The following is a 10,097-nucleotide window of genomic DNA, read 5'->3' as shown; positions in this document are numbered from 1 at the left end:
GAAAGAGGAAGAAGGAAGGAGCCAGAAGAAGGAAGGAGCCAGAAGAAGTATTTTTACAAATATGAGATGCTCCCTATAGCAGGTTTGGGTTGAATGAGGCGTAGCCCTGGTAATTGGTAATTACCAATTGGTAATTACCAATTGGCAAACAGGTTGGTGGTCACTAATTTAGCAAATAAACTTGCGATAGAAATTACCATATAACTTGCTATTTGGCAAGGCAAGAATTAACATATATAATACAGATAACATGATTTTTGAAAGGACATAGTTATGGCTTTAACGGTTAACAATCTCATCGCCGATTCGACAGGATTTCCTGTATTTGCTGGCGGCGGCCCACGTCTTTTGGGATTCGCTACAGCAGATGATATCGACGTAGGAGCAGGAAACTTGTTCTCTTTCCCCTGGGGAGTTTGGGGACTCGGCGGCAACGATACCATAGCAGGTTCCTTCGATTCCAACGAAAGATTGTTGGGAAATGACGGCAATGATGTTATCGCAGGTAACGGCGGGAACGACATCCTTTACGGTGGCAAAGATGCCGATATAGTGGATGGAAATGATGGCAACGATGTAGTTAGGGGCGACGCCGGAAATGACCTTATCTTCGGAGGGTTCGGGAACGATATCATGCGGGGAGGGCAAGGAGACGACGATTTAGACGGCAATGAGGGCGACGATTTCATCGGGGGCGATCGGGGAGTTGACGTGCTCACGGGAGGCCTCGGTGGTGACATATTCGTCCTCAGAAGCAACGATGAAGCATTTGGTATAGATGGAGCAGATGTCGTTACCGATTTTAACTTTGACGAGGGCGATCGTATTGGTTTGACGGACGGTTTAACAGAACTAGACCTTTTCTTTGAAGACGACAATTTGATTGCTTACGATAACGACGGAATTATCAACGACATGGTGATTAGCAACCAAAGAGACGGACGGATTTTGGGGGTAATTTTAAATGTGGATAACTTTGAACTTGTCGGGGCATTTGAACAGGCAAGTCCGTTTGCTTTGGCAGTTAACGGTTCTCAATTCCAGTTTTTGACTTAATTATTTGTAGGGAATTAGACGGGCAAAATCCCCCCTAACCCCCCTTAACAAGGGGGGAACAAGAGCGCTCGAAGTCCCCAATTTCTCCCTTTATATATTTTTATGCTAATCTAAAAGTAGAAATTCAAACTCGGGGAAAGTATATATGACCATTGCCACTCACCCCAAATTAACTGCACTCCCGGAACAGCGGTTGATTTTGCCGCTATCGATGACTTGGGAACAGTTCAAAGCTTTGGATTCCTTGCTAGAGTACACTCGCAGTGTTCGCTTGTCTTACCTCGACGGATATGTGGAAATTATGACACTTTCGCCGGAACATGAAACCATTAAATGCCTGCTGGCAGGAATGTTAATGACCTTTTTCGTAGAAAAAGATATTAGTTTTAGACCGACGGGTAGCGCTACACTCCAAGGGGAAGCAAAAGGCAGCAGCAAGGAACCAGATTTATCTTACTACTTTGGCGAAGACAGACGGCAGCGAGAAACACCCGATTTGGCGATCGAAATTGTTTTTACTAGCGGAACTATTAATAAACTGGAATACTACCGCAGATTTAACGTAGCAGAAGTTTGGTTTTGGGAAGACGGAGTATTTTCGATTTACCAACTGAACTCGGAGGATTACGATCGCGTTTCTCGGAGTATGCTGTTGCCGGATTTGGATCTAGAATTGCTGGGGAGATGCCTGCAAATGTCTGAAGAAAAAGAAGCTTTGAAAGTGTTTCGGGATGCAGTTCGAGTTGGTTAACCTAGAAGATATACAAATAAATTATGGCCTAGGAATGCCGGCAATGGCCGGAATATACGAAATGTACGAAATGTCATAAAAATCGCAATCATCTGAAAACATCCAGGGTTTCTGGTTTTCAGAAATTTTATTTTAATCTATACTATTCGGAGTATTAGGGCTTACGCATTTCGACCAAAGAAACCGGGTTTTTTACCGAATCTGTGGTAATAACGGGTCTTCGGGGCAAAAAACCCGGTTTCTGGACTCCCATGCGTAAGTCATAAGTATAAAAAATCTTACTCTTCAGCAAATATCTATGAATAGGGATTATTCGCGGTTTGATTCCCTCGCCAGCATCCTCGCAGGAACAGTAACAGTAGCAGGAATAGTCGTCTTTGCAGCAGCACCTGTTTTCGCAAAAACTCCCCAAGAAATTGCCAAATTCGCTGAATCTGTCACCGTTCAAATTAACAGATCGGATAAGCGTGGTGGAACGGGATTTATTATTGCAAAACAAGGTACAACCTACACTCTCCTGACAGCTAACCATGTAGTTGATGATGATAAACTTACCTATACAATTCGCAGTCATACGGGAAAAAACTATCCAGTAACCCGTCGTGTACTATTACAGAAAGGTCAGAATGCTCCCGATTTAGCAGTGGTAACATTTAACAGTGCAGATTCTTATCCTGTTGTCACTTTCGGCGATTCCGAACAAGCGACAGTTGCTACACAAATTTTTGTGTTTGGCTATCCAGGTATTCCGGCTAGCAGAAACCAGCACCAAAAAGAGCGCAATTTCGAGTTTGTGCCGGGCTTCGTTACAAGCAGAATTTCAAGTCATCCCCAAGGGTATAATTTGCGCTACAATGCTGTCACGAAAGGGGGAATGAGTGGAGGGCCTGTATTTGATGGAGAAGGGCGGGTAGTTGGAGTTCATGGAGAGGGCGATCGGGATTACGATCCTGTCATTGACGGAAAAGTTATTACAGGTTTAGCCGATATTAAAACAGGATTTAATTCAGCAATTCCTATTAACACTTTTCTAGCTAAATTATCGGAGGCGGGATTAAATCGTTCGGCTCTTTTGATAAATACCTCTCCAACCGCTAATGCACCTCTGAAACTCAATAATCCGCAAGATGCTAAGACTTATTACGTTCGAGGTTTAACTCGGTTTGATCGGGGAGATTTGTCAGGGGCTGTTGCCGATTTTAACCAAGCAATTCAAACTCAATCTGATTACGCGGAAGCTTATTTCTATCGAGCCCTCGCTTATTCCGATTTGAGACAAATGCCCAAGAGTATCGCTGATTATAGCAAGGCGATCGCCCTAAATGCCGGTTATGTTGACGCTTACTACAATCGGGGGCTGGTTTTGTCAGCAATGGGAGACAAACCGGGGGCGATCGCAGATTATACTCAAGTCATCCGCTTGGATAGAAACTTTGCAGCGGCTTACAACAACCGAGGATTAGCACTTTCGGACTTGGGCGATCAAAAAGGGGCGATCGACGATTTCAATCAAGCGCTGCAAATTAATCCGGGTCGCGCCAACACTTATTTTAACAGAGGATTAGCGCTGTTTCGCATCAATAACGATCGCTCTGCATTAGCTGATTACACTCAAGCAATTCAACTCAATCCCAATTATGCAAAGGCTTTTGCTAACCGAGGAATTACGTTGGTGAGAATGGGAGATAGACAAGGGGCGATCGCAGATTTGCAGCAAGCGGCTCGTTTATTTAGGGCTCAAGGAATGAATGCAGATGCTCAAAAAGCATTAGATTTGATTGGGCAATTGCAAAGACAATAAACGTTATGATATAATCGACGATCGGATTGCAATTAATCCTGTAGGGGCGGGTTTACCAACAATATTTGACACAAACAAACAGGTAAAATAAACCCGCCCCGCCCCATCCATAAGGTAGGGGCGGGTTCACCAACAATATTTGACAGAAACAAACAGGCCAAATAAACCCGCCCCGGCCCTATTCGTGGGTGGGGGCGGGTTTATAAATACCTTGGATGTGAATTAGAAATCTTGGCGAACCCGCCCCTACAGGATTTTCGTAATGCTGATTTCTCCCTAAAACCTCACCGTCACCAAAATCACCCGCCGAGGCTGATCTTCGGCTTCAATAGTAAACTCAACACGCCCAAAACCTCTCGGCCCAGGTTCAACTAAATCGTAGCGAGATGTCACCGTACCGGCGGCTGTATTGTATTGAGCAAAAACAGCACCAGGATTCCTCCCAGCAGACGCATCCGCATCCCCTCCCCAAGCTGTTGTATCATCTATTCGCGATCGAGTTGGCAATACAGAAGCCGCGATTTCTGGAGGTGTTAATCTTTGATCGGCTAAGACTTGTTGAGCGTTATGAATAGCGCACATTGTCGGCCCGGAAATTTTGGCATCGCTATATTGATCTTCCCACTTTTGTACAAACCCAAAGCCAACATTCGGGCCCACTTGCTCCTGTCTTTGCCGGCCCCACAGCCGACTGGTATCAGCAGCAAAATTGGAACCGCTGCCAGTTAGGGCTAATTCGGTTCTTTTGTTGGTAAAGTTGCGATCAACAAATTCTTTATCTGCCCTGCGAATAGCGTTGGCCGCTGCTGGATCTACTTTACTGCTAACATTAGTATTGCCTTGTAATATTGGTGTTAGAACGCCGGGGATGGGCTGTGCTCCACAATATTTTTGAATACCGTTGAAAACGCGATCGGCTGATAAAGCACTAATCGGAAATTCTAGGGAATAAGCTTCGGCAGGTTTGGGGAAGAAGATGCCCGATGTTGCGGAAGCAGTAAAAGAAGCGCCACCCCATATGACGAGCCGGTTAAATTGACGGCGGCTAATACTCATAATTTATCTACTCCCTGGAGAGCCTGCCCCTGGTATAATAGCGAGCCAGAAGAAGTAGTACCATTTATTGCTACAATTTGTTGCCCTAGAGCAATAGATATCAACAGCCACACTTTTTCCGTTACTGACATCTACCAGCATTGTATTGACCCTTCCATCTTTTCCTACTTGGGAAGCTACTTGATTTCCATCTACATAAACATCTATTTTCGCAGGGGGTAGACCATCCCCATCCGCAACTCCATACTCTATTCGGAGAGAGGCGGGACCACCAGGAAGTTGACAAGTCCAACCAGCTCCGTTACTCGCCCATATCAACAAACGACTGGTGTATATTTCTCTACCTATGGAAACATCCCGAGCTTGTTCTTGATAATTCGGAAACCCTCTATGAACACAGTTGAGTTCGAGCAAAAAGATCGGGCGCTGGGCCTGTGCCACTTGTGCGCCAACTGTCGCTAAACTAAAAGACAACACCCCAGCCGAGAACAAACCGCTGAGCCACCGCACTCGCTTCATATAAATATCCTGCTAATACCTTAACCAATTAATATAAAGGATGAGCTGTGTAGGAAAAGTCCTGACTTTAGATAGATGACAAAATCAAAAATGTCACAATTGTACGAAATGTCAGGTATAATGAATGGCGTAAACTCCAGCTTCTCCCTAATCTATGGATATTGCCGAAGTTTTGACACGGGCAGATGAGCTAATTTTTGCTAAGACGGGAAAGCATTTAGATTATGTGCAAGAAGCTATTTTGCGGGGAACGTTACAAGACACAACTTACACGCAAATTGCTCAAGAAGTTTACTCAAGTCCAAGTCATGTCAGAAATGTCGGATCACAACTTTGGACAATACTTTCTAAAGGATTAGGAAAAAATATTACTAAAGCAAATTTTAGGACTGTATTAGAGCAGGGTATAGTTTATAATTATCAATCAACTATTGTTGAAAATATCACAGGTGAGAATGTAACAGTTAATAAAAACCTTAATGTTTGTCGTGAAAAAGTCCGATCGCCCAAAACACCTCAAAACCCCCAACCAACAGCAAAACAGCCCCGCATCGACTTAGACGACGCACCAGAAATCTCGACATTTTACGATCGCACATCCGAACTCACCACCCTCAAACAATGGATTTTGGAAAACCGCACCCGTCTCATCAGCATCTTAGGATTAAGCGGAAGCGGCAAAAGTGCGATCGCACTCCAACTAATCCAACACATTCAATATGAATTTGACTGTATAATCTGGCGAAGCCTCCGCGACGCGCCACCCCTCCAAACACTCCAAACCGACTTAATTCAATTCTGTAGGGGCGGTGCCCCCGTGCCCGCCCCCGAAGAAAGGGCGATCGCCGCCCCCGAAGAAAGGGCAACCACGGGGGGATTGCCCCTACAATATTTACGATCGCACCGCTGTCTCATCATCCTCGATGATGTGCAAACAATTTTCAGCAGCCAACAACTAGCAGGAAACTACAAACCAGGCTATGAAAACTATGGCACTTTCTTCAAACAAATAGCAGAATCCTGTCACAACAGTTGCATCGTTTTGATTAGTTGGGAAAAACCCAGAGAAATTGCAGCATTAGAAAGCCACCCGAAAAATTGTCAAACATTGCAACTCAATGGTTTAGGCGAATCCGCGCGAGAAATATTCACAGAAAAAGGCCTAGCCGAATCTGAAAAATGGTCAGAATTGATAGACATTTACCGAGGAAATCCCTTGTGGTTGAATACAGTAGCTGCTGCTATTCAAGACTTATTTAGCGGTAATATTGCTGAATTTTTATCCTATGATAGCCTAGTTTTAGGAGACTTAGAATATTTATTGCACAAACATTTTCAGCGCTTGTCCGACTCCGAAAAACAAGTAATGTCCTGGTTGGCAAATCAAATCAAAGCAGTCGAAATCTCCAAAAAGCCAGCCCTTCTGGAATTATCCCCTTCAGAATTCCTCAAAGCCGTCGAATCCTTGAGACGGAGGTTATTAATCGAAAAAGTCCAAAAGGGCGATCGCACCCTCTTCACAGTCCAACCCGCGATCGCAGAATACATAAAAACCAACATCAAATAACTTCAAAACATCCAAATATAAAAACAATCGCCCTTCTACATAAAAGAGCGATCGCCTGTTTTTTGGGAAAGGGCGATCGCTTCAAATCAATAATCAAGCAAACAGCAAGTTTTCTACTAGAGTTTTAGGTTCAGGGAGAGATTTACCATCTACCTGATATTCTTCAACTAAAAGCTCTAATACCTCTACTGCATTCTGCAAAGCTTCTTCGTAGGTATCTCCATGAGTGTGGAACTGCTGAGATGGAAAATCAGGTAAGTGAACTAGGTAGCAGTTATCTTCATCCGACCATTGAATAACAATTATATAAGGTAATTTCATGATTCAGGTTCCTCTTCTTCAATTGCTTTCACTATTCCAATTTTTCGATTAACTTCTCTTCTCTCTAAATACAGTTTCGCATCATCGCCATCATTTCCAGCAATGGTAATTGGTTCATGATAGTAGTAAGGGATGAACCCATCTTGTATGGCTGCCTTTTGCCGAACGATAAGTAAACCCAGCTTTTAGCAGCAGGCTTTTGAGTTCTCGAATCTTTTTGGGCATAAGCAGACATTAAAATTGTGGCAAGGTGACGGAAATACTTTAATCCTATTCCATAAAGTAGGGTTTGTCAAAACGTACCCTACTACATGAATTTGAAGTAGTTTCAGCATCAATCCGCGTAAAAACTCACATCTTATAGCAGTTTTAGGAACAGGCAAGATGCCTGTTCCACAACACATGAATAATTTGCTTGTGGGGTGGGCTTCTAGCCCGCCCTGAAAGGATTATTGAAAAATTAGCAAAACATTAATCCAAACAGCCCCATTTAGCCTAAAATTAAAAAGACTGACTAGCCAACAATGCCCTATGTTTGAAGCCCTTGCCGATCGACTCGAATCCACCTGGAAAAAACTGCGCGGACAAAATAAAATCTCCGAGTCCAACATCCAAGACGCGCTCAAAGAAGTCCGCCGCGCCCTCCTGGAAGCCGATGTCAACCTCCAAGTCGTCAAAAACTTCATCTCAGAGGTAGCGGCAAAAGCACAAGGCGCAGAAGTCGTTTCAGGCGTCCGTCCCGACCAACAATTCATCAAAATCGTCCACGACGAACTCGTGCGCGTCATGGGGGAAACCAACGTACCCCTCGCCACCGCCGAATCCGGGCCCACAGTGATCCTGATGGCAGGTTTGCAAGGAACCGGGAAAACCACAGCTACCGCCAAACTAGCGCTGCACCTCCGCAAACAAAATCGTACCGCACTGCTAGTCGCAACCGACATTTATCGACCAGCCGCGATCGACCAATTGCTAACCCTCGGCAAACAAATCGACGTACCCGTATTTGAATTAGGCAAAGACATTGACCCCGTAGAAATTGCCCGCCAAGGCATCGAACACGGCAAACAAATCGGCATTGATACCATCATCGTCGATACAGCAGGCCGCCTGCAAATCGACCAAGACATGATGGCAGAATTGGGCCGCATCAAACAAACAGTGCAACCCCACGAAACGCTGTTAGTTGTTGATGCCATGACCGGCCAAGAAGCAGCAAATTTAACCCGCACCTTTCACGAACAAATCGGCATTACCGGCGCAATCTTAACCAAATTAGACGGCGACAGTCGCGGCGGTGCAGCCTTATCCGTGCGGCAAATATCCGGCGCGCCGATTAAATTTGTCGGCGTCGGCGAAAAAGTGGAAGCATTGCAACCATTTTATCCCGATCGCATGGCATCGAGAATACTCGGCATGGGCGATGTCTTGACGCTAGTAGAAAAAGCGCAAGAAGAATTCGACATCGCCGATGCCGAGAAAATGCAAGAGAAAATGCTCACGGCAAAGTTTGACTTTACCGACTTTCTCAAACAAACCAGACTGTTAAAAAATATGGGTTCCCTCGGCGGCATCATGAAAATGATTCCGGGGATGAACAAACTTTCAGACGAACAAATGCGGCAGGGAGAAGTGCAGCTAAAACGCACCGAAGCCATGATTAATTCGATGACAGTTGAAGAACGCCGCAACCCCGAACTTTTAGCCAGTTCTCCATCCCGCCGCCGCCGCATCGGCAAAGGCGCAGGCTACGCTGAAAACGACGTAACTAAGCTGGTGAGCGATTTCCAGAAAATGCGTACAATGATGCAGCAAATGAGTCAAGGCAACTTTACAGGAATGGGAGGATTGCCCGGAATGCCCGGAATGCCCGGAATGGGTGGCCCCGGAATGCAGCCCGGTTCCCGTGGCTATATGGGTGCCCAGCAGAAGAAGAAAAAGAAAAAAGATAAGCCTAAAAAAGGTTTCGGACAGTTGTAGAAAGTATCTGACAGATTGCACCCTCCGTCAAAAACCTGTAGATACCGTAGGGTGCGTCGCCACCGACAATCTGCTAATCAGCTTGAAAATCACACAGCGACGCACCATACACAATACCGTTTTTAACTCTTTTCTTGTTGCCAGTTTCTACCTAAAAAACCCTGGAATTGAATATGGTACAAACAATTACTCAACCAGAAACCATCTCTATAGAATTGCCAAATGCGATCGCCCTGCTGGTAAGTTGCGAACAATTCGAGGCTTTAGCATTGGCAAATCCCGACTTGAGATTAGAAAGAACATCACAAGGAGAATTAATAGTGAATCCACCCACAGGAGGAGAATCAGGAAGCCGCAACCTCAGTATCAGCGGGCAAGTTGATCGCTGGTGCGAAGCAAACGAAGATTTAGGAGAAGGCTTTGACTCTTCTACTGGATTCATCCTCCCCAATGGTGCTCGCCGTTCTCCCGATGCTTCTTGGGTGAGTAGAACTCGCTGGGAAGCATTAACTGCAAAAGAACGTAAAGGCTTCGTTCCCCTGTGTCCCGACTTTGTGGTAGAATTGCGCTCGGCATCTGACAGTCTCTCCACCCTCCAAACCAAGATGCGAGAATATATTGACAATGGTGCGAGATTGGGCTGGTTAATTGACCCGCAAAACCAACGGGTAGAGATTTACAGACAACAGACAGAAGTAGAAATATTAATTAATCCAACCGAGTTATCCGGGGAAGATGTATTGCCAGGATTTGTGTTGAATTTAAGGCGAGTGTGGCGTTAGAGAGCTTTTGATACCAAATCCGCCCAATCCCAGATTCCGCACCCCCCAACGGGCAGCATACACTGCAAGAGTGCGACTCGAAGTCGATCGTCCGAGACAATAGTGAATCAAAATATCGGAAATTCTGTGTTACTGAGCATGAACCCGTTAGGAATTCCTAAAAATTAACGTTCGGGCATGAGGTAAATTTTATAAGAAATACCCTGAAAACCCTGCGACTTTAGTCCAGGGATGAAAGGGCGAGGGAGACTTTAGTCTCCCAGT

10 protein-coding genes are annotated in these 10,097 nt (G+C 45.1%); 6 read left to right on the top strand and 4 right to left on the bottom strand.

The genetic code is table 11. From position 1 onward, the window contains the following. Nucleotides 1-273: 273 nt before the first annotated feature. The 3 genes from QUA00_RS35100 to QUA00_RS35090 all read left to right on the top strand — a co-directional run bounded on the left by QUA00_RS35100 (nucleotide 274) and on the right by QUA00_RS35090 (nucleotide 3,608). Nucleotides 274-1,056: a calcium-binding protein gene (locus tag QUA00_RS35100; protein WP_333413125.1), complete on the top strand. Its 783-nt coding sequence runs from the start codon at nucleotides 274-276 to the stop codon at nucleotides 1,054-1,056. Between the two features lie 145 nt (nucleotides 1,057-1,201). Further along, nucleotides 1,202-1,807, top strand: a complete 606-nt coding sequence (locus QUA00_RS35095; protein ID WP_333143769.1) for a Uma2 family endonuclease — start codon at nucleotides 1,202-1,204, stop codon at nucleotides 1,805-1,807. Nucleotides 1,808-2,105: 298 nt separating this feature from the next. Next, nucleotides 2,106-3,608 (top strand): tetratricopeptide repeat-containing serine protease family protein, encoded by a 1,503-nt coding sequence (locus tag QUA00_RS35090; RefSeq protein ID WP_333413123.1) that lies wholly within the window; start codon nucleotides 2,106-2,108, stop codon nucleotides 3,606-3,608. A 276-nt stretch (nucleotides 3,609-3,884) separates the two neighbouring features. Here the strand turns inward: QUA00_RS35090 and QUA00_RS35085 are convergent, their stop codons facing one another. Together QUA00_RS35085 and QUA00_RS35080 are read right to left on the bottom strand one after the other, a co-directional pair. Next, nucleotides 3,885-4,664 (bottom strand): Tat pathway signal protein, encoded by a 780-nt coding sequence (locus QUA00_RS35085; protein ID WP_333143767.1) that lies wholly within the window; start codon nucleotides 4,662-4,664, stop codon nucleotides 3,885-3,887. Nucleotides 4,665-4,667: 3 nt separating this feature from the next. Further along, nucleotides 4,668-5,183, bottom strand: a complete 516-nt coding sequence (locus QUA00_RS35080) for a hypothetical protein (protein ID WP_333143766.1) — start codon at nucleotides 5,181-5,183, stop codon at nucleotides 4,668-4,670. Between the two features lie 154 nt (nucleotides 5,184-5,337). Between QUA00_RS35080 and QUA00_RS35075 the strand changes: the two genes are divergently transcribed. After that, nucleotides 5,338-6,750, top strand: a complete 1,413-nt coding sequence (locus QUA00_RS35075) for an NB-ARC domain-containing protein (RefSeq protein WP_333413121.1) — start codon at nucleotides 5,338-5,340, stop codon at nucleotides 6,748-6,750. Between the two features lie 93 nt (nucleotides 6,751-6,843). Here the strand turns inward: QUA00_RS35075 and QUA00_RS35070 are convergent, their stop codons facing one another. Both QUA00_RS35070 and QUA00_RS35065 read right to left on the bottom strand, forming a co-directional pair. Beyond that, a complete protein-coding gene (locus QUA00_RS35070) occupies nucleotides 6,844-7,071 on the bottom strand; it encodes a type II toxin-antitoxin system HicB family antitoxin (RefSeq protein WP_190739090.1) in 228 nt (75 codons plus the stop codon). Between the two features lie 64 nt (nucleotides 7,072-7,135). Continuing rightward, nucleotides 7,136-7,306, bottom strand: coding sequence for a hypothetical protein (locus QUA00_RS35065; RefSeq protein ID WP_445305784.1), 171 nt, complete (start codon nucleotides 7,304-7,306; stop codon nucleotides 7,136-7,138). Nucleotides 7,307-7,602: 296 nt separating this feature from the next. Here QUA00_RS35065 and ffh point away from each other — a divergent pair, with 296 nt between their 5' ends. Both ffh and QUA00_RS35055 read left to right on the top strand, forming a co-directional pair. Further along, nucleotides 7,603-9,051, top strand: coding sequence for a signal recognition particle protein (gene ffh / locus QUA00_RS35060; RefSeq protein WP_333107613.1), 1,449 nt, complete (start codon nucleotides 7,603-7,605; stop codon nucleotides 9,049-9,051). 173 nt (nucleotides 9,052-9,224) lie between these two features. Then, a complete protein-coding gene (locus QUA00_RS35055) occupies nucleotides 9,225-9,833 on the top strand; it encodes a Uma2 family endonuclease (RefSeq protein WP_333107614.1) in 609 nt (202 codons plus the stop codon). Nucleotides 9,834-10,097: the final 264 nt, after the last annotated feature.

The sequence above is a fragment of the Microcoleus sp. T2B6 genome, assembly GCF_036700475.1.
GTDB lineage: Bacteria > Cyanobacteriota > Cyanobacteriia > Cyanobacteriales > Microcoleaceae > Microcoleus.
Note: the sequence above shows the minus strand (reverse complement) of the source record. Positions and strands in the feature narration are given on the sequence as shown.

Coding starts and splice junctions, on each gene's coding strand:
- QUA00_RS35095 (WP_333143769.1), top strand. CDS start 1,202: ATGACCATTGCCACTCACCCCAAATTAACTGCACTCCCGGAACAGCGG.
- QUA00_RS35070 (WP_190739090.1), bottom strand. CDS start 7,071: ATGAAATTACCTTATATAATTGTTATTCAATGGTCGGATGAAGATAAC.
- QUA00_RS35085 (WP_333143767.1), bottom strand. CDS start 4,664: ATGAGTATTAGCCGCCGTCAATTTAACCGGCTCGTCATATGGGGTGGC.
- QUA00_RS35090 (WP_333413123.1), top strand. CDS start 2,106: ATGAATAGGGATTATTCGCGGTTTGATTCCCTCGCCAGCATCCTCGCA.
- QUA00_RS35080 (WP_333143766.1), bottom strand. CDS start 5,183: ATGAAGCGAGTGCGGTGGCTCAGCGGTTTGTTCTCGGCTGGGGTGTTG.
- QUA00_RS35065 (WP_445305784.1), bottom strand. CDS start 7,306: ATGTCTGCTTATGCCCAAAAAGATTCGAGAACTCAAAAGCCTGCTGCT.
- QUA00_RS35055 (WP_333107614.1), top strand. CDS start 9,225: ATGGTACAAACAATTACTCAACCAGAAACCATCTCTATAGAATTGCCA.
- QUA00_RS35075 (WP_333413121.1), top strand. CDS start 5,338: ATGGATATTGCCGAAGTTTTGACACGGGCAGATGAGCTAATTTTTGCT.
- QUA00_RS35100 (WP_333413125.1), top strand. CDS start 274: ATGGCTTTAACGGTTAACAATCTCATCGCCGATTCGACAGGATTTCCT.
- ffh (WP_333107613.1), top strand. CDS start 7,603: ATGTTTGAAGCCCTTGCCGATCGACTCGAATCCACCTGGAAAAAACTG.